22 protein-coding genes are annotated in these 26,634 nt (G+C 64.3%); 5 read left to right on the top strand and 17 right to left on the bottom strand.

Annotation, left to right across the window (positions count from 1 at the left end):
• Window positions 1–229 precede the first annotated feature (229 nt).
• Window positions 230–1,840 (bottom strand): inorganic phosphate transporter, encoded by a 1,611-nt coding sequence (locus JIM95_RS06550; protein WP_200255823.1) that lies wholly within the window; start codon window positions 1,838–1,840, stop codon window positions 230–232.
• 201 nt (window positions 1,841–2,041) lie between these two features.
• Here JIM95_RS06550 and JIM95_RS06545 point away from each other — a divergent pair, with 201 nt between their 5' ends.
• Both JIM95_RS06545 and JIM95_RS06540 read left to right on the top strand, forming a co-directional pair.
• A complete protein-coding gene (locus JIM95_RS06545) occupies window positions 2,042–2,812 on the top strand; it encodes a hypothetical protein (protein ID WP_200255821.1) in 771 nt (256 codons plus the stop codon).
• A gap of 176 nt (window positions 2,813–2,988) precedes the next feature.
• Window positions 2,989–4,305 (top strand): O-acetylhomoserine/O-acetylserine sulfhydrylase, encoded by a 1,317-nt coding sequence (locus JIM95_RS06540; protein ID WP_200255819.1) that lies wholly within the window; start codon window positions 2,989–2,991, stop codon window positions 4,303–4,305.
• 564 nt (window positions 4,306–4,869) lie between these two features.
• Here the strand turns inward: JIM95_RS06540 and JIM95_RS06535 are convergent.
• From JIM95_RS06535 to JIM95_RS06510, 6 genes are all read right to left on the bottom strand, one after another.
• Window positions 4,870–5,994 (bottom strand): HtaA domain-containing protein, encoded by a 1,125-nt coding sequence (locus tag JIM95_RS06535; protein ID WP_248232258.1) that lies wholly within the window; start codon window positions 5,992–5,994, stop codon window positions 4,870–4,872.
• A gap of 229 nt (window positions 5,995–6,223) precedes the next feature.
• Complete coding sequence (locus tag JIM95_RS06530; protein ID WP_248232260.1) at window positions 6,224–7,174, bottom strand: HtaA domain-containing protein; 951 nt, start codon at window positions 7,172–7,174, stop codon at window positions 6,224–6,226.
• A 255-nt stretch (window positions 7,175–7,429) separates the two neighbouring features.
• Window positions 7,430–8,251 carry a heme ABC transporter ATP-binding protein gene (locus tag JIM95_RS06525; protein ID WP_200260182.1) on the bottom strand — a complete coding sequence of 274 codons (822 nt, stop codon included), beginning with the start codon at window positions 8,249–8,251 and terminating at the stop codon, window positions 7,430–7,432.
• Window position 8,252: 1 nt separating this feature from the next.
• Window positions 8,253–9,287 carry a FecCD family ABC transporter permease gene (locus tag JIM95_RS06520; protein WP_200260488.1) on the bottom strand — a complete coding sequence of 345 codons (1,035 nt, stop codon included), beginning with the start codon at window positions 9,285–9,287 and terminating at the stop codon, window positions 8,253–8,255.
• A 45-nt stretch (window positions 9,288–9,332) separates the two neighbouring features.
• Window positions 9,333–10,463 carry a heme/hemin ABC transporter substrate-binding protein gene (locus JIM95_RS06515; RefSeq protein WP_234034722.1) on the bottom strand — a complete coding sequence of 377 codons (1,131 nt, stop codon included), beginning with the start codon at window positions 10,461–10,463 and terminating at the stop codon, window positions 9,333–9,335.
• Between the two features lie 58 nt (window positions 10,464–10,521).
• Window positions 10,522–12,519, bottom strand: coding sequence for an HtaA domain-containing protein (locus tag JIM95_RS06510; protein WP_200260185.1), 1,998 nt, complete (start codon window positions 12,517–12,519; stop codon window positions 10,522–10,524).
• A gap of 239 nt (window positions 12,520–12,758) precedes the next feature.
• Here JIM95_RS06510 and JIM95_RS06505 point away from each other — a divergent pair, with 239 nt between their 5' ends.
• Both JIM95_RS06505 and metX read left to right on the top strand, forming a co-directional pair.
• Entirely contained in the window at window positions 12,759–13,283 is a 525-nt protein-coding gene (locus tag JIM95_RS06505; protein ID WP_200260189.1) for a hypothetical protein, read from the top strand.
• Window positions 13,284–13,392: 109 nt separating this feature from the next.
• Window positions 13,393–14,541, top strand: coding sequence for a homoserine O-acetyltransferase MetX (metX, locus tag JIM95_RS06500; protein ID WP_200260192.1), 1,149 nt, complete (start codon window positions 13,393–13,395; stop codon window positions 14,539–14,541).
• A 22-nt stretch (window positions 14,542–14,563) separates the two neighbouring features.
• Here the strand turns inward: metX and JIM95_RS06495 are convergent, their stop codons facing one another.
• Window positions 14,564–14,896, bottom strand: a complete 333-nt coding sequence (locus tag JIM95_RS06495) for a DUF3017 domain-containing protein (RefSeq protein WP_200260195.1) — start codon at window positions 14,894–14,896, stop codon at window positions 14,564–14,566.
• 14 nt (window positions 14,897–14,910) lie between these two features.
• The gene (locus JIM95_RS06490) at window positions 14,911–15,768 is read right to left on the bottom strand and encodes a bifunctional methylenetetrahydrofolate dehydrogenase/methenyltetrahydrofolate cyclohydrolase (RefSeq protein WP_200260198.1); all 858 of its coding nucleotides are present in this window, start codon (window positions 15,766–15,768) and stop codon (window positions 14,911–14,913) included.
• Window positions 15,769–15,855: 87 nt separating this feature from the next.
• Here JIM95_RS06490 and JIM95_RS06485 point away from each other — a divergent pair, with 87 nt between their 5' ends.
• Window positions 15,856–16,344 (top strand): tRNA (cytidine(34)-2'-O)-methyltransferase, encoded by a 489-nt coding sequence (locus JIM95_RS06485; protein ID WP_200260201.1) that lies wholly within the window; start codon window positions 15,856–15,858, stop codon window positions 16,342–16,344.
• Between the two features lie 10 nt (window positions 16,345–16,354).
• Here the strand turns inward: JIM95_RS06485 and JIM95_RS06480 are convergent, their stop codons facing one another.
• The 8 genes from JIM95_RS06480 to JIM95_RS06445 form a co-directional block, all read right to left on the bottom strand.
• The gene (locus JIM95_RS06480; RefSeq protein WP_200260204.1) at window positions 16,355–17,056 is read right to left on the bottom strand and encodes a metal-dependent transcriptional regulator; all 702 of its coding nucleotides are present in this window, start codon (window positions 17,054–17,056) and stop codon (window positions 16,355–16,357) included.
• 25 nt (window positions 17,057–17,081) lie between these two features.
• Complete coding sequence (locus JIM95_RS06475; protein ID WP_234034723.1) at window positions 17,082–17,957, bottom strand: metal ABC transporter permease; 876 nt, start codon at window positions 17,955–17,957, stop codon at window positions 17,082–17,084.
• The gene (locus JIM95_RS06470) at window positions 17,954–18,862 is read right to left on the bottom strand and encodes a metal ABC transporter permease (protein WP_200260496.1); all 909 of its coding nucleotides are present in this window, start codon (window positions 18,860–18,862) and stop codon (window positions 17,954–17,956) included. The genes JIM95_RS06475 and JIM95_RS06470 overlap by 4 nt, the downstream gene beginning before the upstream one ends.
• Window positions 18,863–18,911: 49 nt before the next feature.
• Complete coding sequence (locus JIM95_RS06465; protein WP_200260207.1) at window positions 18,912–19,688, bottom strand: metal ABC transporter ATP-binding protein; 777 nt, start codon at window positions 19,686–19,688, stop codon at window positions 18,912–18,914.
• A 141-nt stretch (window positions 19,689–19,829) separates the two neighbouring features.
• On the bottom strand, window positions 19,830–21,032 hold the full coding sequence (locus tag JIM95_RS06460; protein WP_200260210.1) for a metal ABC transporter substrate-binding protein: 1,203 nt from the start codon (window positions 21,030–21,032) through the stop codon (window positions 19,830–19,832).
• 234 nt (window positions 21,033–21,266) lie between these two features.
• Entirely contained in the window at window positions 21,267–22,736 is a 1,470-nt protein-coding gene (locus JIM95_RS06455) for a PH domain-containing protein (RefSeq protein ID WP_200260213.1), read from the bottom strand.
• Complete coding sequence (locus JIM95_RS06450; protein ID WP_234034724.1) at window positions 22,733–23,209, bottom strand: PH domain-containing protein; 477 nt, start codon at window positions 23,207–23,209, stop codon at window positions 22,733–22,735. The genes JIM95_RS06455 and JIM95_RS06450 overlap by 4 nt, the downstream gene beginning before the upstream one ends.
• 39 nt (window positions 23,210–23,248) lie before the next feature.
• Window positions 23,249–26,428, bottom strand: coding sequence for an error-prone DNA polymerase (locus tag JIM95_RS06445; protein WP_200260219.1), 3,180 nt, complete (start codon window positions 26,426–26,428; stop codon window positions 23,249–23,251).
• Between the last annotated feature and the right edge of the window lie 206 nt (window positions 26,429–26,634).

Below are 26,634 nucleotides of genomic sequence, written 5' to 3'. Positions count from 1 at the left end.
CGGAACCCGGCCGTCAGACCGCGATCCCGGAGGTGTCGACTGTCGCGCCGTGGATCACACTGCTCCGCAGCGCGGGCTGAAGTCCGGGAGCCACCGGGCTCCGCTGGTTCCGGACCATCCCGGGACAGCACCGCTCGCGGGTCGGACATGACAGGGCGTCAACGACGCAAACGGGTGGGTGCGGGTCATCCGATCGACCCGCACCCACCCGTCTTAAATCTCCAGCCGACTAGCTGAAGATCATCGGCAGCACGAGAACCGTCCCAGACGCGACGAGTGCGGCACAGGGAAGGGTGATCACCCATGCGAGGGCGATGGGCTTCATGAGGCCCCAGTTCGCGGCCTTGTTGACGACACCGACTCCGAGGACTGCGCCGATGAGGATGTGGGTGGAGGACACCGGCAGTCCCAGAACAGACGCCCCCATGACGACGCCGGCTGCCGCGAGCTCCGCGGAGAATCCGGATGCCGGGTGCATCTTCGTCAGATCCGAACCGACGGTCTTGATCACGTAGCGCCCGATGAACCACAGGCCCGCGATCAGCGCGATACCGAGTGCGAGCATCGCCTGCGCCGGAACCGCCGCCTTCGGGTTGATCGCCTCGGTCTTCAGTACGTCGAGCACCGCCGCGAACGGTCCGATGGCGTTCGCGATGTCATTGGAGCCGTGGGAGAAGGCGAACGCGGAAGCGGTGAACACCTGCATCCAGGAGAACAACAGGAACGTCGATCGTGAGAGGTTCGTCTTCTGGAGTGTCTTCGCGAAGATGAAAACCGCCATCCAGACAGCAGCTGCGATCATTCCGAGAATGAGGTAGTTCCCTACCGCCGAAACCCCGAGGTGCAGATTCTTCAGTCCCTTGAAGAGGAGCATCGAACCGATGACGATTGACCCGAGGGCGGCCAGGACAGGCACCCAGGTGACCAGCGCCTTGTGCGCCTCGACGTCGTCGGCCTGTGAGTTGATCCGGTGCAGCTCACGGTAGTACTCGGATTCGAGCTCATCCGGATCGTACTCACCCTGATCCACGAGAACGGAGTCGCGGACCATGGCATTGGTGTAGGAGATCTGCTGGAGTTCGCCCAGACGCTGGAACGCCGACTTGTGCTCCTCGCGGAGCTCCGCGCGTTCCTTCTTGATCTTCCGGAGCTGCTCGTCGGCACGCTCGTTGTAGGAGAGGATGTGCCGCTTGACGAGCCAGAAGAGACCGTAGGCGACGATGCCGCCGAGCAGCGGCGACAGTACCCAGGACAGTGCGATGAGCCCGATCTGCGACCACTGGACCATCTCCCAGCCACCGGTGCCGGTGGTGAAGCCGAGGGTGAGGGAAGCGCCGACGATACCGCCGATGATGGAGTGGGTCGTGGACACCGGCCAGCCCATCCGGGTTGCGATGAGCAGCCAGATCGCCGCTCCGAGCAGCGCCGACATCATGATCCACACGAACTGCATCGGCTGCAGGTCGATGCCCTCCAGGTTGACGATGCCCTTACGCACCGTGTCGGTGACCTCTCCACCGGCGATGACCGCACCGCCGACCTCGAAGACCGCCGCGACGATGAGCGCCTGTTTGATGGTCAGGGTGCCCGCTCCGACCGACGTACCGAAAGAGTTGGCGACATCGTTGCCACCGATATTGAACGCCATGAACATGGCGAACAGGATCGTGGTGACGAGGACCACCTTGTTCGCGCCGTCACCGACGAATCCGTGGGACCACAGGGTGAAGCTGACCAGAGCAATGGCGAGCATTGACCCGAAACAGAGATGCCACCACTTGTCCGTCCGAGTATCGGTCTCGACGACCTTCTGGACGGCTTCTAACGTGCCTGTCGACATATGGTTGTTCTCTTTCGCTTTCACTTGGCTGGATGAAGAGTGCCAGGCAGACGTTAGAGAGTTCTCATGAACCGATGGTGAACGGACCCGATACCGTGGGTGTCCCGGTGGCGAATAGTTGGGCGATCCGCAGACCCCTCCACCGAGACGACCAACGGACGGACACGGCCCGGCCGCGTGGATCTGAAGGATAATGAACCCATGGACACAAACCTCCCCTCCGCCCTCCGCCCCCTGCCGTATCGCCGACGACTGTGTGGAATCACCGCGGCGCTCGTGTGCGCGTTCACGTTGTCCGGGCCGATGACACCCTGGGCGGTGGCGTACACCATCACGGCGGACACCGATCGGATGGTGTGCGTAATCGACCCGGAGGAACCGGGGTCGGATGTCGTGCAGTTCTGGACCTCACTGGAGGACGATGCCCGGGACCTGAGGTTGGCCGAACTCGACGAGGCGGATCCGGGATTACGGGCCGCGATCGAGGCTTACGATTCCGGTGCAACCGGTCCGGATGCACCGGCCCCCGTCGATCTTCAGCGTCGAATCAGCGACGCCGGTGGAACCGAAGGGCTCGGAATGCTGACGACACTGACCGCAGAGGAGGCCGGCGTGGTCAGTGAGCCCGATGAACACAAGACCGAGTACACCGAGCAGGAGGCCAGGGAGGCCGCGACCGCCATCGGAGCTGATCCAGGAGCACAGGTCGCGGAGGCACTGTGGGGACAGGCGGCAGCGGGTCCACGCCTCGACGAAATCAAGGCAGAACTGTTCACGACGAGAGCCGAGGAGTACAACCGCACCCAGGAACACCTGCGTCGGAGCCTGGTGGACTGCGCGGACGAACTGGAGGACACCGGACCGCTCCCCACCTGGATCTGGGCACTCGGTGGCGCCGCGGCGGCCGCCCTCCTCGCGATCATCGCCGCCGCGATACGGAACTCCCGCCGACCCAACAGGCACGCAGCCTGACCCCGATTTCTCAAACACCCCCGAATGAGAACCAAGCTGTCTATTTTTTTTCAATGCCCTGACCTCTATGTTTACTAATTTATAGACAGAGCTGTTTACTTTTTTTCCGGTTCTCCACTACGGTGATCCCCAGCGCAGAACAATGCACCCGACACTGACGAAGGACACTGATCACCATGACCCAGTACGACAACAGCATCGCAGACTCCTGGGGTTTCGAGACCCGCTCCGTGCACGCGGGACAGCCGGTCGACTCGGAGACCGGGGCCCGGAACCTGCCGATCTACCAGACCTCCTCCTACGTGTTCCGCTCCGCCGAGCACGCCAAGCAGCGGTTCGCGCTCGAGGATCTCGGGCCCGTCTACACCCGACTCACCAACCCCACCGTTGAGGCGGTCGAGAACCGCCTGAATTCACTCGAGGGCGGTGTACACGCGGTCCTGTTCGCATCCGGCCAGGCTGCGGAGACCGCGGCGATCCTGAACATCGCTCGTTCCGGTTCGCACATCGTGGCATCTCCCCGACTCTACGGCGGTACCCTCACCCTGTTGAGCGTTACCCTGCCGCGTCTCGGCATCGAGACCACCTTCGTGGAGGACCCCGACGATCCCGCTTCCTGGCAGGCGGCGGTCAAGGACAACACCGTGGCCTTCTACGGCGAGACCTTCGCCAATCCCCAGGCCGATGTCCTGGACATCCCGGCCATCGCGGAGGTGGCCCACGCCAACCAGGTCCCGCTGATCATCGACAACACCCTCGCAACCGCGGCGCTCGTTCGCCCTCTCGATCTCGGCGCAGACATCGTCGTGGCTTCGACCACGAAGTTCTACACCGGCAACGGATCCGCTCTCGGGGGAATCCTGGTCGACGGAGGTAAGTTCGACTGGACCGTCGAGCGCAATGGTGAGCCGGTCTTCCCCGACTTCGTCACCCCGGATCCGGCCTACCACGGACTGAAGTACGCCGACCTCGGTGCCGCGGCGTTCGGTCTCAAGGCACGGGTCGGACTTCTCCGCGACACTGGTGCGGCCCCCTCCCCCTTCAACGCCTGGGTCACCGCCCAGGGACTGGACACCCTTTCCCTGCGGGTCGAGCGCCACAATGAGAATGCCCGGAAGGTCGCGGAGTTCCTCGCCGGAAACGACAAGGTCGCCACGGTCAACTACGCCGGTCTGCCGGACTCCCCGTGGAACAAGGTCAAGGAGAAGCTGGGACTCCGGTACACCGGCGCCGTCCTCTCCTTCACCATCAACGGTGGCCGCGAGGAGGCATGGGCTTTCATCGACGCCCTGAAGCTCCACTCGAACGTGGCCAACGTCGGTGACGTACGCTCCCTCGTCGTCCACCCGGCGTCGACCACCCACTCGCAGTCCGATGAGGCGGAGCTGCTCCGCGCCGGCATCACCGAAGGCACCATCCGTCTGTCCGTCGGAATCGAGGACATCGACGACATCATCGCCGACCTACAGCGTGGTTTCGAGGCAATCAACTGAATGCTGAGGAAGTAGCACGACACAGCCTCACTTCGCTGATACAGCCGAGGTGGGGCTTCGTCGTGCCACCATCCTGATCAGGGGACACGGGCAGCTTCACCAGACACAGTCCTTTGTCGGCCTTCTTCCTCACGTGTGCGCTCGACGGTGGGTCATCCGGACAATCTGCCCCACCGTGCGAGCTCGCAATCACCTTCCTCATTCGTCTACGCGGAGGTTCAGGGGGAGAACCAACAGATGAGTTCGAAGTTTCCGGATGAGGCCCCGGACGGTGGCGGGCGCATCCTCTGTACCTGAAGCGGCGGGTTGTCGACGACACACGATCCGGAGCTGTGGACCCCGAGGTTCCAGAGGGCCGGAGGACAACCGGGACAATTCGCTACGCGCTTGCTCCGGGCGACATCTGGGCTTCCCTGAGATCAGGGTGCCCGGGGCCATCGACAGCCCCTTTCATTCGAAGACTGTCCCGGTCGGATGGACTACCGGAGACGACGAAAGCGACCCCGGGATTCCCGGGGTCGCTTTCACTGAACTGTCATCCGCTCAATCGAGCGGTCAGCAGAATCAGCGGAACAGAACCATCTTGAAGAAGTACGGGATACCCGCGAGCATCGCCAGTGCGTTGCCGATACCGAAGCCTCCGAAGAAGACGTTGGAGTTATACAGCCTGTTGAGCAGGCTCTTCAGACCGTTCCAGATGCGATTCACATAATCGGCACCGTCGTTGGATCCGTCCGGCTTCGTCGTGGTCGTCGGTGCGGGCTGCTCGGTCGTGGTGGTCGACGGGGTCACGGAAGTCGTGGTCGCCTCCGTTGACATCGTCGTCGATTCCGGAGCCTCAGTGGTCGTCGACGGCATCGTGGTTGTCGTGGTCGGAGCCGGCGCCTCGGTCGTCGTCGGTGCGGGCGACTCGGTCGTGGTGGTCGACGGGGTCACGGAAGTCGTGGTCGCCTCCGTTGACATCGTCGTCGATTCCGGAGCCTCAGTGGTCGTCGGATCCGGTACCTCGGTCGTCGTCGGATCCGGCGACTCACACTGCTCAACCAACTTCGCCGAAACACTCAGCGGCGCCAACGCCTGGCCCGTCTCGTAGAACTTGGCGAACAGCTCCGAAGCCCCCACCTCAGTCAACTTCACATCAGCCCCGGACAGACTGAGATCACCGGCAGTCAGATTCGGCGCAGAATCCCACGTCACATTCGCGATGACCGCATCATCACCGGAATAGGGCGGAAGATTGTCCGGGTTGGGGTAACGCGCCGAGGAGAAGTCCATGATGATCTGACCCTCGGTACCGTCCACCGCAATCTTCACATCCGACAGGGTCTGATCAAGCTCCCACTTGTCACCGGACTTATGCCCGTGAATGTCGATCGTCCCCTTCAACCCGAAGACACCCTTCGACTCGGACTCGATCGTCGAACGATCAGCATCGACCTCGAACACGAACGGACCCGTCTTCGGGTTATCGATGGTCACGCCATCAGAGACGATCACCTCACCCCTGGTGATCGGAAGCGTCAGGTAATTCAGGTAACTCTTCTTGATCGACCACGACGCAGAACCCTGATCCACCGACGTGACACACCCCACTCCTTCCTCCTCCGCGAACGCGGTGGGAACCAGAACGGAACCGGCGACCATGGTCAGAGTGAAGATCCCGGCGGTGTAATAAGTTGTTTTTTTCAAAGGAAAACTCCTGGAATAGTGTCTCGACCAAGACGGTCGAATTGGGGTGGGGCTGGGAAATATGGTCGCTGCTCGGATTTCCACGCCTCGTTGGGCAGCGAAACAGGCCCGAGCTCACCTGCCGACCGGAACGAAGAGCAGGGTGGCTGATCCGTGCCGAGCGCAGAGGCACACTTGCCGCATGGCAGCAGCGGGAACGCGCACGGGAATCAACACCCTGCATCAACAGCTATCGCCGGAAAAGCACCGCGAGATGCTGGAGGATGACGCCGAAGATCGTCGCTGCGCCGAGCATCGCGAAAATGCTCATGATCCCGTCGATGGGATTCCTTATCAGTGTCTTGATCAGATCTGAACCGATCGTCGATCCCTGAACTTCACCACCGTCACCCGGCTCTTCGGTCGTGCTCGTGGGGTTGGGCGATGTCGTGGTCGTCGGTGCCGGCGCCTCGGTCGTCGTCGACGGCATCGTGGTTGTCGTGGTCGGAGCCGGCGCCTCGGTCGTCGTCGGATCCGGCGACTCACACTGCTCAACCAACTTCGCCGAAACACTCAGCGGCGCCAACGCCTGGCCCGTCTCGTAGAACTTGGCGAACAGCTCCGAAGCCCCCACCTCAGTCAACTTCACATCAGCCCCGGACAGACTGAGATCACCGGCAGTCAGATTCGGCGCAGAATCCCACGTCACATTCGCGATGACCGCATCATCACCGGAATAGGGCGGAAGATTGTCCGGGTTGGGGTAACGCGCCGAGGAGAAGTCCATGATGATCTGACCCTCGGTACCGTCCACCGCAATCTTCACATCCGACAGGGTCTGATCAAGCTCCCACTTGTCACCGGACTTATGCCCGTGAATGTCGATCGTCCCCTTCAACCCGAAGACACCCTTCGACTCGGACTCGATCGTCGAACGATCAGCATCGACCTCGAACACGAACGGACCCGTCTTCGGGTTATCGATGGTCACGCCATCAGAGACGATCACCTCACCCCTGGTGATCGGAAGCGTCAGGTAATTCAGGTAACTCTTCTTGATCGACCACGACGCAGAACCCTGATCCACCGACGTGACACACCCCACTCCTTCCTCCTCCGCGAACGCGGTGGGAACCAGAACGGAACCGGCGACCATGGTCAGAGTGAAGATCCCGGCGGTGTAATAAGTTGTTTTTTTCAAAGGAAAACTCCTGGAATAGTGTCTCGACCAAGACGGTCGGGTTAGATAAGGCTAAGCTCAACCTACTAAGGTTAGGCAATATAGTCAATCCTCAGCTTTTAGCTGCTCAGCCGCCGACGAAGTCGGCCCGAGCTCACCTGCCGACCGGAACGAAGAGCAGGGTGACTGATCCGTGCCGAGCGCGGAGGCGCGCCCCGACACGTGGAGGAAGCCGGAGCACACGCCGGGATCAACGACCCTCACCAGTTGGGGATTTCAGGTATGTATGAGGTCGAGGAGCTCGCTGGCTGCGGCACTGATTCTCCTGCCCATTCCCCTTTCAGGGACGACCTGGATCTGGTCGGGGTGCGGATGCAACACCTCGATGGGCCAACCGTAGACGTCACTGAGAATCTCCTTGGTGTAGACCTCTTCGACGGTGCCCTGAGCCGCAACCCCACCCCCGGCGAGGCATGCGATCCGGTCGCAGTAGGCGCCCGCGGCGTTGAGGTCGTGGAGAACGACCACCACGGCGGCGCCGGCGCGGGCCATTCCCCGCGCGAGACCGAGTGCCTGTTCCTGGTGTCCGATGTCCAGCGCGGCGGTGGGTTCGTCGAGCAGCACGACGGGTGTCTGCTGGGCCAGCACCCTGGAGAGCGCCACACGGGCACGTTCTCCACCGGAGAGGGTCATGATGTCCCGCTCCGCGAGGTGGTCGACCTCCGTGGCTCTCAGTGCGGCGTCGATGAGCGCCTCGTCTTTCTGCGCCCGTGGTGTGCGGGCCCACGGACGCCGTCCCATCGCGACGACATCGCGGACGAGGAAGGAGAAGGACACGGAGACGTCCTGGAGCATCACCGAACGGGCTCTCGCGAGCTCGAGAGGCGTCGCCGTGGTCGGGTCCAGGCCGTTGACCGAGATACTGCCGCTGCGTACCGGAAGGTCGCCGCTGATGGCGGAGAGAAGTGTCGACTTTCCGGCACCGTTCGGGCCGATCAGTCCGAGCACTTCTCCGGCGTTGGCGTTTATCGAGACATCGCTCAGCAGGATCCGGTCGCCGAAAGCTATGCTCACATCGCGCGTTTCGAGGATACTCACGTCAGCCCCTCCCCCGCCGCATCATCCGACGCAGCAGAATGAAGAATGTCGGGCCGCCGACTATGGCGGTGAAGATTCCGATGGGCAGATCGGCGAACGCGATGAGCGTCCGGGCGGCGATGTCCGAGAGACCGATGAGTACGGCCCCGGCGAGAGCGGAAGCCGGCATGAGGATCCTGTTCGACGGTCCGGTGATTCCCCTGAGGAGATGCGGGATGATCAGTCCGACGAATCCGATGAGCCCTGCGTAGGCCACCGCTCCGGCGGTCAGCAGGGTCGACGCCCCGATTGCTGCGATCCGCACGGTCTGCACGTTGACCCCGATGTGCCCCGCGGCCTTGTCCCCGAGAGCGAGAATGTCGAGGGCGCTTCCGAGGAGCAGGGAAATGATCACTCCGACGACGATGATCGGCAGCACGACCGTGACGTACTTCCACTGGGCACCGTTCAGGGAGCCCATCTGCCAGAAGATGATCTGCTCCCTCGAGGTGGCGGGTGCTATGTAGACCAAGAGTGAGATGGCGGCACCGCACACCGCGTTGACGGCGATTCCGGTCAGGATCAGATTGAGGACGTGGACCTGTCCGTCGTGTCGCGCCAACTGATAGACAACCACCGTGGTGATGACGGCCGTCACGAACGCTGCCGCGGGAACCGTGGACGTGCCCAACCAGTTCCAGTTGAAGACGATCACGACCGCTGCGCCGACTCCGGCACCTGACGTGACTCCGATGACACTCGGTTCTGCGAGGGGGTTGGCGAAGACGGCCTGCAGCAGCGCGCCGGCCACGCCCAGAGCGGCGCCGACGACGATGCCGAGAACCATCCGGGGTAGCCGGATGCTCCACAGGACGGACTGCTGGATCGAGTCCTGACCGGGACCTGCCATGAGGAGCGCCGGTAGTTCGGATGCGTTCAGTGTGTACTGACCGACGATGACCGAGAACACCGTCGTACCGACGAGCAGCAGCACGAGAACGATGAACAGGAGGACCCGGTTCCGCCGTCTGATCTGGAAGGCATTCCGGTCGCGGATCGAATCGGCGCCCTCCCTCGGAAGTGATGTTGTCGGGGCCGGCACCTACTTCTTCTCCGGGGCGTAGAGCTCGATGGCGAGACGTTCGAGGAGGTCTCCGGTCTGCGGCCCGAAGGCGAGCGCCTGGCCGTCGGGAACCGTGACGATCCGCCGGTTCTGTCCGGCGATGGTCTGGGCGACACCGGGGCGTTCCAGCAGACCGTCGATTCCGTTGGTGGACTCGAGCCCCTTCTCCATCATGATGAATACATCTGGGTTGAGTTTGGCCAGGGATTCGGCGTTGGCGGGGGACGCGGTACGTATTCCGTTCTCCGTGGCGACGTCGATACCGCCGACACCCTTGATCAGTTCATTCACTCCGTCCTCTTCGCCGAGGATGAAGAAGACACCACCGGTGCCCCGCGCGTACAGGAACGCCATGCGCAGGGGATCCTCCGGGGTGATGGTGCGGATGTCCTCGACCGCCCGCTCATATTCCTTGACGGAGCGCTCGGCGAGCACTTCCGCGTCCTCGGGCAATCCGACGACGCCGCCGAGGGTGATGATGTCCTCGCTGATCCCGTCGACGGTGTGCAGGGGTTCCATGACCACAACGGGAACGCCCACGTCCCGAATCTGGTCGATGGCCTCGCGCGGCCCGATCGAGTGATCGATGATGACGAGACTGGGATCGAGTTCGAGAATCGCCTCGACATTGATGTTGTGGCCACCCTGGGTCACCACCGGGAGATCGGCGAGGGAGGGTTCATCGGAGCTGACGGTCCGCCCGATGATCGACTCCCGCATACCCAGGCCGATGAGGGTCTTGGTGTAGGCGCCGTAGAGATCGAGTGCGAGTACCCGGGAGACGTCATCCACTACCACGTCGTACCCGTCCGCATCGGTCAGTTCGACGGGCAACATGGGCTGGGGATCGTCGGTGACGGGCACAGGTTCCCCGACCCCGGTCACAGCGTTTACACCGGTGATCGTGCGGGGATCAGGTAGATCCGCGGGATCGGGCAGTTCCGGCAGTTCAGCGCCGACCGCGGCCGCCGCGGGCGCCCGGTCCGGTTCTGCACCGCCGTCGGTTCCGGAACAACCGGCCAGCACGGTGGCCGTGCACGTCAGGGAGACGACTGTGGCGAGCGCTTTTCGGGTGAGCCGCGATCGGAGGGTGTGGCGGGTGTTGAACAACGTGGAGGACCTTTCGCAGGGGGATCGTGAATCAGTGTGGAGCGTTCCGGTTGTCCGGCTAGCCCATTGGGTTCCGGGACACGAATGAGGTCAGGGTGGCGCCAGCGACGACGAAGGCCGCGAGGATCAGCAGGAGCGGTGTGGTCAAAGTCCCGGTCTGGCTGCTGACCGCCACATTCTCGGTGTCCTGGGGTTCGGAGGAGGGACCGGTCGACTTGATCTTGAACTTCCCCGAGCCACCCTTCTCCGCTTTGAAGCCGCCATCGGTTTTTCCTGCGGCGCCGGGCATACCGGGCTTGCCGGAGGTTCCGCCCGCTTTCGCACCGAGCCGCTCGGCGGCACCGCCACCACCGCCCGTTCCGCCGGACGCTGACGCATTTCCGCCCTGTCCTGCGGCGCAGCTGGCGGATCCGCCGAGTACCGCCGCGAAACTCAGCGGAGCCATCTCCTGCCCTTCAGGGTAGAAGTCGGCGAAGGCGGACGCCCCGGCCTGCGTCAGGGTGACCGAACTGGTCTGCCCGGTCACCGAATCCGATGAGACGTCCAGCTGGCTGAACGCCAGGTTGGCGACGGCGACACGGCCGTAGCTGTTCGAGACACCCTCCATGTCGTTGGAGGTGATGTCCGCTATGAGAACTCCGGAGTTTCCGTTCCACTGGACCTCGAGATCGGCGATGGTGAGATCGAGGATTCCACCGTGGCCGGTGAACCGGACCGATCCGGGCATGAGCAGGGAACCGGTCCCCGTGGACGGGTTGACCGCACCGGAATTGCCGGAGAAGAGGAACTCACCGTTACTGTGACCGACTCCGTTGAGCTCCCAACCACCGTTGGCGATCGTCCCGGAGATGTAGGTCTGGAACGAGGTCTTCACCCCCCAGGCGGCCTGGGCTTCGACCACCCCGAGTGAACCATCGTCGGTACAGACGTCGCCCCCCGCGGCTCCGGCTCCGGCGGAAGCTCCACCACCGGCGTTCCCACGATTCCCCGCGGCGCCGACGGCGACGCCACCGGTCTTTCCGGCACCGGCGGTTCCCCCGGCTCCGGCAGTGCCTCCGGCTGCGGCACCGGCGGCTTTGGCACCACCCGCGGTGGCGCCCTTGGTGCCGGTGTTACCGGGCTTCTTCGATCCCCCGGATGCGTTCCCCTGTGCGGCTCCGCCACCGTTGAGCTCGTCTCTGTCCTCGGCGAACCGTTTTTGCAGCTTGTCGGTGTTGTCGAGGAACTTGTCGGTGGTCCCCATCAGGTTATTCAGGGAATCGAGGTGATCATTGACGGAGTTGACCGCATCGATGCCGACCGATTTGGTTCCGGTGTTCTTTCCGCCGCTGGCGCCTCCACCGGTTCCGCCGCCGGTGGAGGGCTGCTTACCGCAGACCTTCTCGAGCGTGGCGCTCAACGCGATGTCGTCGAATTCCTGACCTGCCTGGTAGAAACCGGCGAAGATCGCCGCACCGGCGGAGGACAGGTTGACACTGCCGGTGAAGTCGAGGGATCCGGAGGTGAAGTCGGGGGCGTTCGAGAGTCGGATGTCCATGAACTCCGCGTCATCGGCCGTGATCTCACCGGCGACGTTCGTCGTGCCCGGTTCGAGTTCCAGACCCTTGTAATCGACGACGAGCTTGGCATTCGTGCCATCAACAACGAGTTTCATGTCGGAGAGCGTGAAATCGAGGGCGTATTCGCCGGGCCCCTGTCCACCCTCACCTTCATGCCCGAAGAAACGCAGGGATCCCTGGAGCGGAATCGTCCCGGTGTCTTCGTCGACCACCTTCATCGCGTCTGGGTCTGCGGTGAATATGAACTGTTCGGGTCCGCTGTCGAAGCTCACTCCGTCCAGATCCCAGCCACCCCGGGTGCCTCCGGAACGGATGTACGACATGAAGGATTTCTTGAAGCCCCACCGCATGGCACCGTCGATCCTGGTGTAGGAGTCCGAGCAGTCCTCGGCGACAGCGGGGAGGACGGGCAGGACCATGAACCCCATGGCGGCGGTGGCGGCGACGGTGGCGGTGATGCGGCGTACCGGTCGAATGAATGGCGAACGCAAGGTCATGCGTCGTCCTTTCTGGAGTGCTGTTGTTCTTGGGTTGTGGAAACGGGGTTTCCACGAAATGCTCCCGGGATTCTCACCCGGCGCCGAGATCGGTGGGTGTGCCTGTACACCGCTCACCGCGGACGACTGGGTCACGAATCTATCACTGTGTTTTTCACCAGGCTAGACTAACCTAATGAATTCGTCGCTAGCTAAAACCCCGAACCCCACCCCCTGCACCGAGGACAGCCACACCAACCATGAACGAGAACACATTCGAACACCTCTACCCCGACATCGACCCGGACACCCCTCTCCCCCCGAACAGGGGGGAGAGGTTGGGAATGACCGTTTCTGTCGCGGTATTCGCGTTCGGAGCGGCTGCGGGGGAACTCATCATCGCCGGAGTCGGTTTCGGACTGCTGATGTTCTGCCTCGTCGCCAACAGCCTCAAGATGCGGCGGAAGATCCGAAACGAGGCCCGCTCGCGGTTCCCTGGTGAGGACTGGGCCGAGTACGGGGTGGTCAGGAGCCTTCGACTCGACATTCTCGTTCCACTCCTCTGGCTGATAGCGACCGTGGCGTGCGCTCTCGTGTTCTTCTTCACCCCGGCCAGTTGGTATCCGTGGGCGCCTACGGGCGCGGCACTGCTGTGCGCGGCGATCATGTGGTTCATGCCGGGAATGTCTCCCGTATGGTCGAGCCGGGAGCCGGGCCCGGATGACGGGCTTCCGGACCTCGCGATGCCCCCATACCCGGAGGAGAGCGAGACACAGACCGCATAGTCCGACACCCCCGGTTCCGGGCACGCCGGGCGGGTTTTCATCTGCATTGAACTAGACAGAGCGGTCCGTCTACGATGGTTGCACAGTGCGCCGACCAACGGAGACCCCCATGAACAGCCAACCATCAGAGCAACCAGTATCTTCTCCGCGATCAGCACCCTTCCCGGAATACGGAAAGGTGGCGGTACTCCCCGTGGGTGACGTCCACACCGAAGCAGGCGGGGTGGTTCATGACGCGAGAATCGCCGTCCAACGGTGGGGTGAGCTGCGCAGTGAGCCCGACGGATCGACGAACATCATCCTCATCGAACATGCCCTCACCGGCGATTCCGATGCCGTGAACTGGTGGAACGGGCTGATAGGGCCCGGCCTGCCCCTCGACACGGATCTGTTCTGCATGGTGTGCACCAATGCCCTGGGCGGATGTGCCGGCTCCACCGGGCCTGCGTCCCCGCACCCCGACGGCGGGCCCTGGGGATCACGGTTCCCCGCACTGTCCATCCGGGATCTGGTCACCGCCGAGCGTCAGCTTCTCGATGCCCTGGGTATAGGCAGAGTCGCTGCCGTGGTCGGTGGTTCGATGGGCGGGGCGCGGGCACTGGAGTGGACCCTCATGCATCCGGAGCGGGTGGGGGCGGCCGCGGTGCTGGCAGTTTCCGCGCGTGCCAGCGCCTGGCAGATAGGTATCCAATCGGCGCAGATATCGGCGATAACGAATGACCCGGAATGGCTGAAGGGTGACTATCATTCATCCGACGGACACCCCCGACAGGGGCTGGCCGCCGCCCGGCGGATAGCACACCTGACGTACCGCGGGGAGCAGGAGATCGACGAGCGCTTCGGCACCGACGCCCAGGACGGAGAAAACCCGCTCGGGATTTTCCGGGATCCCGGCCAGCGATTCGCGGTGCAGAGCTACCTCGACTATCAGGCCAGGAAACTGGTCGAGCGCTTCGATGCGGGATCCTATGTCGCACTGACCGAGGCACTCAACCGCCACGACATCGGACGCGGACGCGGCGGACTGAACAAGGCCCTGTCGGAGATACGCGTTCCGACTCTGGTCGCCGGAGTGGACACGGATATCCTCTACCCGTACCACCAGCAGGAGCACATCTCACGCAACATCGGGAATCTGCTGGGGATGGCGAAGATCGTCTCTCCGGTCGGACACGACGCATTCCTCACGGAGACCCGACAGGTCGCCCGGATACTGAGGCGATTCCTGGCGCTGGCGGTCGGCGGGGATCAGGAATGACGCCTAGGACTACACTCCACCGCTAGCTGCCGAGCGGATCGACCGACATCGCCAGGAACGCCATCGATCCCCCCATGAGGAGTGTGAACGGGGTGTCGAACTTGCGGGAGCGGACGGCGAACACCCCGAGTGTGCGGGAGTCGCAGGTGACGCGGATGACACTGAGCCAGATCAACGCACATCCGAGCAGGAATGTGGCCCTCCGCCAGTGTTCGGTCAGCGCGAAGCCGATTACCACGAGAAACGCGGCGACGAGAAGAGCCATGAACGCCCGTTGGATGACGTGGGGAACCCGGGAAGGTGGCAGACCGACATCGTGCGGGTTGTCGATCCCCGGGATGTAGGAGGAACCCATGGGTCGTTTCCCGGTCACTCCATCCCGGCCAGTAGCTCCGCGCGCTCCACGACGTTGCGTACGAGAAAAGCTCTGGTGAGCGGACCGACACCACCGGGATTCGGGGACACCGCACCGGCTACCTCCCACACATCCGGGTGAACATCCCCGGCGAGCTTGCCGTCCTTGCGGGACACCCCGACGTCGAGGACCGCGGCGCCCGACTTCACCATGTCCGGCGTGATCATGTGCGGGACACCGGCTGCGGCGACGATGACATCGGCGGCGCGGGTCTCGGCTGCCAGATCCTTCGTACCGGTGTGACATAGCGTCGTGGTCGCGTTCTCGCTGCGCCGGGTGAGCATCAGACCGATGGGACGGCCGACCGTCACTCCGCGCCCGATCACGACAACCTTCGCACCGTTGAGATCGATTCCGAATCGCCGGAGGAGGTGAATGGCGCCGTTCGGGGTGCACGGCAGCGGAGCCGGCTCGTTGAGCACCAGTTTGCCCAGATTGACGGGGTGCAGGCCGTCGGCATCCTTGTCTGGATCGATACGCTCGAGGACGGCGTTCTCGTCGAGGTGCTTGGGCAGCGGCAACTGGACGATGTAACCCGTGCAGGCGTCATCCGCGTTCAGTTCGTCGATGACACCGTTGAGTCCCTCCTGGCTGACGTCGGCGGGGAGGTGCCTGCGAATCGAGTTCACACCGATCTGCTCGCAGTCGCGGTGCTTCATCTTGACGTAGCTGTGGCTCGCCGGGTCGTCGCCGACCAGGACGGTGGCGAGTCCGGGGACCACCCCACGCTCGGCGAGCCGGTCCACTCTCCTCTTCAGGTCCTCGAAGATCTCGTCGCGATAGAGCTTGCCGTCAAGTTTCTGTGCAGTCACGCGGACCATTATTCCACGGCCCGGGGTGTGACCGCAGGCCCCGACCCGGATCGGGGAGAAAGAAGACCCCCACTAGGATCGGGACCTATGAGTGAGACCGGTGATCACGCAGTTCTGCATGTCGTCTTCGACCGTCCGTGCATACCGCCGAACACGGGCAACGCCATCCGCATGTGTGCGGGCACCGGAGCACATCTCCATCTGGCCGGCCCCCTGGGCTTCAATCTCGAGGAGAAGAACCTCCGCCGGGCCGGCCTCGATTACCATGATCTCGCGGAGGTGAGCGTCCACGAGAACCTTGTCGCGGCACTCGACTCGATCCGCGGAGCCCGGGTGTTCGCATTCACCACCTCCGCCACGCGGTGGCACGGTGACATCAGCTACCGGCCCGGCGACGTCCTGCTGTTCGGCACGGAGCCCGACGGCCTGGACGACGGAGCTCTGGCGAACCCGAGGATCACGGAACGGGTACGCGTCCCGATGCTCCCGGAGAGACGGTCGATGAACCTGTCCAACTGCGCGGCGGTGGCGACCTATGAAGCGTGGCGCCAGCTGGGGTACCCGGGGGCGGTGTAGCCGGAAAACCTCAGTCACGGGTGACGTAGATGGCCGCCATGCCGGCCGCCGTCATCGGTACATCGGTTGAGGCGTGTTCCCCGTGGGGTCCCTCCGGCCGTTCGACCCGGACGACGGACATCCCCGGGAACAGTGGGGGGAGCACAGTGAGTCCGGCGCCGGGCCGGATTCCGTGGTCCGCGAGGTAGCGCAGGAGTTCCGGATCACGGTCGCTGACCCTGCCCACCGTCACCTCTACTCCCTCTTCAACGCCGGTGAGAACTTCTGCGGGGATGTCGACCATCTCCCCGTCGACATCGGGGATCGGATCTCCGTGGGGGTCACGGACCGGGTGTCCGAGATGGGTGTCGATGCGTTCGATGAGTTTATCGGAGACGGAATGCTCCAGTACCTCCGCCTCCTCGTGGACCTCGTCCCAGGTGTAGCCGAGGGTCGTGCAGAGGAACATCTCGAGAAGCCGGTGCCTGCGCATCATCCCCAGCGCCAGGCGACTCCCCTCCCCGGTGAGGGCCACCCCCGAGTACGGTCGATGACTGACCAGACCCCGGTCGGTCAATCTCCGTACCGCCTCTGAGGCGGTCGATGTCTTCTGGCCGGTCTGCGCCGCCACGTCCTTCAGCGCGGCCGGTTCACCGGTGCGCTCGCAGATGTCCCAGATGACCTTGAGGTAGTCCTGGGATCTGTCGGGCAGATCCGAGAGGCTTGTTCCCACTGTCTCTCCCTTCCCCGTGTTCCTTCTATCTCCGGCTTGCGATCAGACGTCCGGCCGCGAGGCATCCCACGTAGAAGACACCGGCCGTCAGCGCGATCATGCCGCCCGCGGAGAGATCCGCCTTCACCGCGAAGGCGAGCCCGACCGCTCCGATGGCCACACCTGCCAAAGGTGCCGCGATGAATAGACCCCTGGTTGATTTCATCAGGGGCTGCAGTCCTGCGGCGGGCGCGGCCACGAGCGCGATGGAGAGAATCGTACCGACCGCGGGAATGATCACGACGATGGCGGCGCAGATCAGGCCGAGGATGATGCCCTCGGCGATGGTTGCACTGTGCCCCGCGGCGCGGTACCCACCCCCGTCGAAGGCGTAGAAGATCAGCTGCCGTCCGAAGGTGACGAGTACGACCAGAGTGATCACGAGGACCACGGCTGCCGCGAGGATGTCGGTCCGGTTGACGCTCAGCACGGAACCGGTGAGGAACGACTCGATCTTCAGCGGCAGGGGCTGGAACCATTTGCTGAGGAAATAGCCCAGTGCGAACCCGAGGGTGAGCACGATGCCCGCCGAGGCCTGGGACGACTGCCCGGCGATCCGGGTGAGCCGGTGCATCAGCCAGGACAGGGGTACGCACGCCAGAAGAGCCCCCGCGAAGAGGAAGAGTGAGAGCACCGCGTGTTGTGTGTCATTGTCGAGATTCCAGCCTTCAGCAAGCCCTTTTCCGAGCACGACGCCCAGGATGGCCCCGGGGAATGTGCCGTGGGAGACGGACTCGACGAAGAAGACGCGCTGATGGAGGACCGCGAGAACGCCGACGAGTCCGGCGAGGACGCCGACGATGATGATCTCCAGGATGGGTAGCTGGAGAATTGTCCACAGGGTGGAGTCGAAGAAACTCATGCCACACCTCCGGTGGGTATGTTGCCGTATGCCGTGGAGCCTTCAGGGTCGACGACTCCGACCCCGGAGAACTTCGTCCGCAGCCACCGGACAGGCAGGGCCAGGAAGAACAGGGCTATGACGGACAGTGCGACCGACGCCTGGGGGGAGACGGGGTGCGGGGTGTCCAGAGTCATGATGATCATGCCCGCGTATCCGCCGATGACGCCGACCGCGATGGCCACCGGGATCATGAGTGACACGCGTTCCACCAGCAACCGCGCGGTGGCACCGGGAACGACGAGATAACCGATGACCAGGAGGACACCGACGGCGGAAGCCGAGGACACGACGACGGCGGCGATGGCGCCGTTGACCATGAGGTCCACAGCGAACCCGGAGATCCCGGCGGCACGGGCGCCATCCCGGTCGAACGCGGTGAATATCTGTTCCTTCCAGGACACCGTGATGATGGTGAGAGCGACCAGACAGACGAGGACCGATTCGACGAATCTGTCCGGGGTGACCTCCAGCAGACGTCCGAACATCAGGGCCTCGAGCTGGCCGGAGCGGTCACCCTTGTAGAGGGATAGCACGATACCGGCGGAGAAGAACGAGGTGAGCACGACGGCGGTACCGGACTCGGAGACCTTCGTGGTGCGCCTTCCGACGGCGGTGAGTGCGATGACGATGAACACGGCGCAGATGGCGGCACCGGGGATGATCATGTCGAGTCCGCCGTAGACGGCGCCCGCGACGATCCCGGGGAACACGGAGTGCACCATGGCCTCGGCGTTGAACTCCAGGCACCGGAGGTTGATGATGACCCCGACGAGTCCGGCGACGACACCGAGGAACATCAGCATGAGGAAGGGACGGAAGAGGTAGGGGGCTGCGGCGATCGTCTGCAGACCAGGGACATCCATGACGACGAGTCTGAGCGACTCGACGGCGTCGGTGACACCGGCGATGAGGCTATCCCACATGAAGTGCCTCCTCGAGTCCTGATCCGACGAATTCGTCCGTGCTGCGACTGCCGTAGGCCTTCTGGAGGTTGTCCGGCGTGAGGACGCTGTCGATGGGCCCGAACGCGATCTGCCGCCCTGCCAGGAGGGCGACATCCTCGCAGCATTCGTAGGCGAGTTTGAGGTCGTGTGTGGACACGACCACCGCCACCCCCTCCTGTTTGACGGAGTGGATGATCTCCAGCAGGGCCTCCCGGTTGGGCTCGTCGAGTCCATTGAACGGTTCGTCGAGGAGGATCATCCTGGGTGACGCGACGATGGAACGGGCGAGGAGGACCCGCTGGCGCTGTCCACCGGAGAGTTCACCGAAACGGAGGTTGGCGCGATCGGTCAGTCCGACCCGGTCGAGTACGGCGTCAACACGTCCACGGTGTGACGCCCCGGGGCGCCGGAGCCAGCCGAGCTCCGCGTAGAGCCCCATCATCACGACCTGCCGCACGGTGACCGGGAACGTGGCATCGAGATCCGCGACCTGGGGTACGTAGCCGATGGCCCCTTTGGGGACCTTTCCATCGCCACGCCCGAGGATCTCCATCGTGCCGGAGACCCGGACCGTACCGAGGATGCCGCGGAGCAGTGTGGTTTTCCCGGCCCCGTTGGGGCCGATGAGTGCGAGGGCCTTTCCCGGCTGGACTTCACCGGTGACCCCGGTCAGCGTCGGGGAGCCGCCGTAACTGAAGCTCGCGTCAACGTAGCGCAGCGCCGGGACAGACTGTGATGTGGCCATTGATTTCTCCCTTGATGGAACCGGTATCTGTTATTGGTGAAAGTGAATGCGGTTAAGGTCCCTAACGCACGAGAGCCGCATCCCGGCGGACGGGACGCGGCGAACTCGCTTCAACGTGAGGTCGAGGGGAAAAGCCCTGTCTCACAGATCTTTCGGGGTGTAGGGTTCGAGGATCTCCGGAACGGGAGCCACGGTGCCGCCCCATGCACGGACGAGGTTGGTGACGTTGTGCATGATGGATCCGATGTAGGTCTCACCGTCGGTGCCGACCGGCCCGAGCGAATCTCCGTAGAGTGCGTCGTCACCGATGACGGCTTTCACTCCGGCGGCACTCGCGATCGCCTCGATCGACTTGGAGTTGTTGGAGTTCTCCGCGAACAGGGCCTTCGCGCCGGACTCACGGACCTTGTCGGCCTCGGAGGCGATGTGGTCCGCGGTGGCGTCGGCCTGGTCGTTGAAGTCGGTCAGCGCCGTACCGATGAAGTCGATGTTGAACTCATTGGAGAGGTAACCGAAGGCGTCATGCGACGTGAACAGAACCCGGTTCTGGTCCGGGACGGAGGCGAAGGACTCGGCGGCCCACTCATCGAGGGCCTCAAGCTCCTTCTCGAAGCGGCTGACATGCTCCTTGAACAGGTCGGCGTTCTCGGGGGACGCCTCTTCGAGCGCGGCTCCGATGTTCTGCACCTGGACCATCGCATTGTGGGGCGAGGTCCACACGTGCGGGTCGAAGATGAACTCGGGTTCCTCACCCGCGGCGGTGGCGAACGGCCACTCGCTGATGTCGACCTGTTCCACACCACGGTAGATCTTGTACGGCAGATCCTTCTCGGCGGCGAGGACCTTCTCCTTGTCCGACTTCTCGTCCGAGGTCAGGACGCCGCTGGTCACCACCATGGTGCCGTGGAATCCGGAGGACTCGACGGCGTTGTCCAGGAAGTGCTCGAGATCCACGCCGTTGACCATGAACAGGTCCGCATCGGTCATCGCCGCCATCTGCTGAGGCGTCATCTCGTGGTCATGGGCGGAGGCGTTGGGCGCCAGGATGCAGGTGAGGTCCAGTTCCGACTCGGCGGCACCGGGATCGGCACCGAAATGGGTGGTGTTCCCGTCTGATCCGGTCTTGTTGAAGGACAGCTCCGCATCAGCCGACTTGTCGGTGGCGATCTGGGTGACATAGTCGCAGATCTGGGTGGTGGTGGCCACCACCTTCACGGATTCACCGGAGACCTTCTCAACTTCTCCGGTTCCGGCGTCGCCGGATCCGGAATCGGATCCGCACGCGGTCATAACGAGCGAGGCAGCGGTGCAGGCGGCGAGAGCCGCAACTTTTCCGAGCTTCATGGTTCGCAGTCTCTTTTCAGCAGTTTCCGGGTCGCCCTCCACCGGATCGGGGAGAATCCGGGGGCACCCACCAGTAAGTACATGGTAACCATACCCAGAAACAGCGGCGCCACAAACCTGAATCTTCAACGCATTGAACTTTATTGCGTCGAACGAACTTTAATTGCACATGAATCCCATTATCCTCCCAGCACACGCACACGGACCCCCTCACGGCAGCTCTGCCACTCCCCCTCATTCAGGGGTGTTCACCCCTTTCCCCACCGACGGTGGATCGGGCAGCCGACGGCGTCGCAGCAGCTCGAGCAGCCACTGGGCATCGGTGTTCCGGAGATCAGCCGCCACCATCTGCACCGGCCCCTCCACCAGGTGCAGCTGCACGGAGGCGAGGTCCAGCAAGCGCCCGATCGGTCCCGTTTCCAGGGTGATCTCCTGGATGTGCGGTAGTGCAACCATCGACACCCGACGGGAGAAGCGACCTCCGTGAAGAATCACGGCATACGGAAGATCCCGGTCATCTGCCCCCGCCCCACCTGCAAACGTGACCGCCCGGCGACCCCAGCAGATCGGCGACACCCATCGGGCCCGGCGCGGGCTCCGCAGGTCCGGACGGGTCCACCCCTCCGGTTGCGCTGATTCCTCGACCTCCGGAGCCGTCAGCGGGCTGAGCAGTGCCGCAACCCGGATCGCCTCCTCGCGGGTCCCCACCGGGAGAATCTTCGTCGTCCCCCCTCCCTCGGACATCCCGTAGCCAGCCACACAGACTTGTACCGACCACCACCCGGCGAGCCTCCACAAGGCCCACTGACGGATCTCCACGGAGTGCACCCGGGACATCTTCAGCGTCTGCCTGCGGCGATCGGCGAGTCCGTAGGCGATGTCCAGATCCTCACCGCCTTCTTGCCGGACAGTGAACCGCCAGGAGTTGTCGATGAGATTCCACATGGCGGGGATCGCACCGATGAACAACGGCCACAGCATCCCCAGAAATCCCGGTTGGATGATGACGATGATGAAGGCCGGTGCGGCGAGCAGGAACCACCCGGAGAGAAATGTCGCAACGAGAGACCTGACCACGGGGATCGGGGCCACGATGACCTCTCCGGCATCCGCCCCCGGATCCGGTTCCGTATCCGGGTCCCCAGCGGACGGGATATCCCGCACTCGGGTTCCGGTGCCCCCCTTCCCCAGGAGCTCGAGGATCTCCATGCGGAGCCGCTCGGCCGTCCTCCTGTTCAGATAGGAGATCTCGATGACGGAGTCGTCCCCACCTGCGGTCTCGATACGGACCGCCGCGAGTCCGAAGATCCGGGCGATGACCGATTCCACGAGGTCGACCGCCTGGATGCGGTCATAGCGGGCGGTCCGGACCCGGACCCCCACCACCCCCTGCCGGTGTACGACCTCTTCCCCGGTGAGCCGGTATCCGGCGGCCCGCCACCAGATGCCGGAAACCAGCCAGACCAGTGCGCACACCGCGGCGAACCCACCGATCACGATCAGCAGCGGGCGGACGTCCACGTGGATCTTCCCGGAGACCAGGCCCCGCAGGGCCTCGAACACCGACTCCACCGTGTTTCCCACCACGACGGCGACGAGGGCGAGCAGAACCGTCCAGAACCTCAGCAGTGGACTGATCCGGTGCACACGTCGGTATCCATCGGTCCCGGAGTCACGGACAGCAGCTTCCGGGGAAGTGCTCACAGCCCGCTCATCCTCTCCCGGGCCTTGACCGCCAGGCGGTCCCTCAGAGCTTCGGCGGTGGCCATGTCCAGCCCCGGGATCTCACTGTCGGAGGTCGAGGATGCGGTGTGCAGGGTGAGGGTCCTGAGCCCGAAGCGGCGCTGGACGGGCCCCGAGGTGAGGTCGACGAACTGCACCCGGCCATAGGGAACGACGGTGAATGTGTACCAGACCCGTCCCTTGGTGATGAGCAGCTCATCCGTGGTCTCGGCCCATCCCAGCAGCCGGACCTGCGCGGGGATCAGCCATGCGAGATACACGGTGGTGAGGAGCATGAGCACGACACCGATCCAGAACCAGGGGGTCCACCGCCAGACCGCCGCCGCGCATCCCAGCGCAAGGAGTACCGGTACCGGGAGCACGGTGATCAGCCGGGCCTTCGCGAGCGCAGGGGACACAGGATTGAGCGGAATCGAATCAACAGGGGCTGCCATGGGATCCATTGTGCCGAACCTCGCGGTGACCGTACACGGTCACCGGAAGTCCCGGGAACCGGTGGAGAGCAGCTCCGCCGCGGGGAAGGGTTCCAACAGGTCCGCCAGGATCGCCGCGGAGCCTGACGCGTTCTGGACGATGCCCCGGATGACCAGGGCGTGGGCGGTCCTGGCGAGCAGTCGCTGCCTGGCCCAGAGACCCGGGGGGACGATGATGTTCATCAGTCCCGTCTCATCCTCCATCCCGAGGAAGGTCACGCCGCTGGCGGTCCGGGGCCGTTGCCGGTGGGTGATGATGCCCGCGACCCTGATCCGGGCACCGTCGCGTTGGCTGAGCAGACGGTCGGCCGACACGATCCCCCGGGCATCGAGCGCGGCGCGCAGGAGCGCGACCGGCTGCCGGTCGTGGGTGACTCCAGTCGCGGCGATGTCGGCCGCCAGCAGTTCGAAGGATGTCATCCCGGGGAGTACTGGGGCCTGGATCCCGGAAACCCCGGGCAGCATCCCGTCCTTCTCCGTCGCGGCGACACCTGCCTCCCACCGGCCCCGACGACGCCCCACCCCGAGGCAGTCCGTCGCCCCGGCCCCGGCCAGCGCCTCCGTCTGCGCGACACTCAGGCCCGCCCGCCGGGCGAGGTCCGCGATCCCGGTGAACGGACCACCGGTGGCCCGCGCCGCGAGGATCCGTTGCACCGCCTTCTCCCCCACTCCCCGGACGAGATCCAGCCCGAGCCGTATGCGGCCGTCAGGGCAGTCCGCGACGGCAGCCGAGTCGTTGACGGAGACCGGGTCCACCGGTACTCCGTGGCGTCGCGCATCGGCGATGAGGGACTGCGGCGAGTAGAAGCCCATCGGTTGCGCCCGCAGGAGACCGGTGCAGAACTCCGCCGGGTAGTGGTACTTGAACCACGCGGAGAAGTAGACCAGCGACGCGAAGGACTGGGAGTGGGATTCGGGGAACCCGTAGGCGGCGAAGGCGACCATCTTGTTCCACAGGTTCTCGGCGACATCGCCGGTGATGCCGTTGTTCTCCTCGAGTCCGGTGAAGAACCGGTCGCGGATGCGAGCCATGCGTTCCGGGGAGCGTTTGGACCCCATGGCCCGCCTCAGCGCGTCAGCCTCGGCACCGGTGAAGCCCGCGGCGTCACGGGCCATCTGCATGAGCTGTTCCTGGAACAGGGGCACCCCGAGGGTCTTGGCCAAGGCGGGTTCCAGGCAGGGGTGGTCGTAGGTGACCGGCTCCTCGCCGTTGCGCCGCCGGATGTAGGGGTGCACACTGCCGCCCTGGATGGGACCAGGACGGATCAGCGCGACCTCGACGACAAGGTCGAAGAACTCCCGGGGCTTCAGCCGCGGCAGGGTGGACATCTGGGCCCGGGACTCGACCTGGAACACGCCGACGGCGTCGGCGCGCGCGAGCATGGCGTACACCTCCGGTTCCGCGAGATCCAGCTCCCAGAGGTTCACCGTCCTGCCACGGTGTTCAGCGACGAGATCGATCATGTGGTGCAGCGCCTCCAGCATGCCGAGGCCGAGGAGATCGAACTTGACCAGCCCGGCCACGGCGCAGTCGTCCTTGTCCCACTGCACGATGCTGCGTCCGGCCTTGCGGGCCCACTCCACGGGCACGACATCGGCGATGGGGCGGTCACAGATGACCATGCCCCCGGAGTGGATGCCCAGGTGCCGGGGTTGTCCGATGAACCGTTCCGCGAGTGCGACGACCTCCGCAGGTGGCTCGGCCGTCCCCTTCGACCACGCGTCGCAGGCACCTTGCGGGTGTCCGAGCGCCCTACCCGCGTCACGGACGGCCCCGCGGCGACGGTAGGTGATGACGTTCGCGACCTGGGCGGCGTTGCCCCTGCCGTAGCGGGAGTAGGCGTACTGGATGACCTCCTCGCGACGGGTGGACTCGATGTCGATGTCAATGTCCGGCGGGCCGTCCCGCTCCGGGGAGAGGAAGCGTTCGAAGAGCAGGCCCGCTCCGACGGGTTCGACGTTGGTGATGCCGAGCGCGAAACAGACCGCGGAGTTCGCCGCCGAGCCACGCCCCTGGCAGAGGATGTCGTGTTCCCGGCAGAAGTCGACCAGATCACAGATGATGAGGAAGTAGCCGGGGAAGTCCAACTGTTCGATGATGTCCAGCTCATGTTCCAGTTGTGCGTGGACGAGGGATCTGAGGTCTTCCCCCCTGTGGACGTACCTCTTCCGTGCACGCCGCTCCGTGAGCTCCCGGAGCCAGCTCATCTCGGTGTATCCGTCGGGGGTGTCGAAGCGGGGAAGCTCCGGGGCGATCAGGTCGAGGGTAAAGGCGCATTCGGTGGCGATCTCGATCGTGGTCCTGCGTAGCCGGTCGCTGCCGGGAAGAGCCCGGGCGATGTCTCCACCACTCCGGAGCCAGGTGCCGCCCATCGGGTGAAGGCGAGGTTCCGCCTGCTCCAGCCCGGACCGGAGGCGGAGAGCATGCTTCGCTCCCGCGACACGGGCATCGTGACGGGTGGCCGCCCGGGGAATCGAGCTGACCACGGCCCGCAGCCCGAGCCGTTCGGCTTCTGCGAGCAGGTGTTCGTTTCCGTCCACGTCACCGGGACACATCGTCCAGGAGAGCTGAACCGCGACGCATCCGGCACCGAATGCGTCGATCAGTTCGGGCAGACGTTCCGTCCAGGTGGAGTCGGCGAGAATCTGCCAGGTACCGGCAGCCCGCTCACCGAGGACCGGGAGCGGTGGATACACGGGTGCGCCCTTGGCGCCGGCGGCCATGTGCGCGTCGGTCACGGCGTGGCTGAGTCGCCGGTAGCCGTTCGCACCGCGGCAGAGCACACAGAGGATCGCATCTTCGCCGAGGGTGAGCTCCGCGCCGAAGACGGTGGCGAGCCCGGTGCCCGCGGCGGCCTCGGCGAAGCGGACCGCCGAGTAGAAGCCGTCGCGATCCGTGATCCCGAGCGCGGTGAGCCCGATCTCGACAGCCCGTTCGACGAGACTGTCGGGGTCCGAGGCACCGGAGAGAAAACTGTAGGAGCTCCGGGCGCGCAGTTCCGCGAAGGGGAACCCACCTCCCGGAGCAATGGGGGTTTCGGGAACTGATCCCAGTTCAGGAAGGGTAGAAGCCGGAAAAATCCGCCCTTTCACCCCTCCGGAGAGAATCCTCTCCAGCATCCTCCAGTCCATCGGGCGACCATTGAATCCGAGACCACCACCCCATTCCATATAGAACATATTAGCGATTTGACCGTCGTCACGACATCCCGCCCACATGCGACGTCCTTACCCGCCCGGCCGATCACGACCCTGCTCCCCATGCCCCGACACTAGACCGAGCTGTACACGAACAGGACACACTGCTACGGTAATACGAGCGGAATGGCAGAATGCTCTGTCTAGCCCCCACCGGGACACCCGCTTACCCCTCCACCGCGTCAGCC

The sequence above is a fragment of the Corynebacterium antarcticum genome (assembly GCF_016595285.2).
Lineage (GTDB): Bacteria > Actinomycetota > Actinomycetes > Mycobacteriales > Mycobacteriaceae > Corynebacterium > Corynebacterium antarcticum.
Note: the sequence above shows the minus strand (reverse complement) of the source record. Positions and strands in the feature narration are given on the sequence as shown.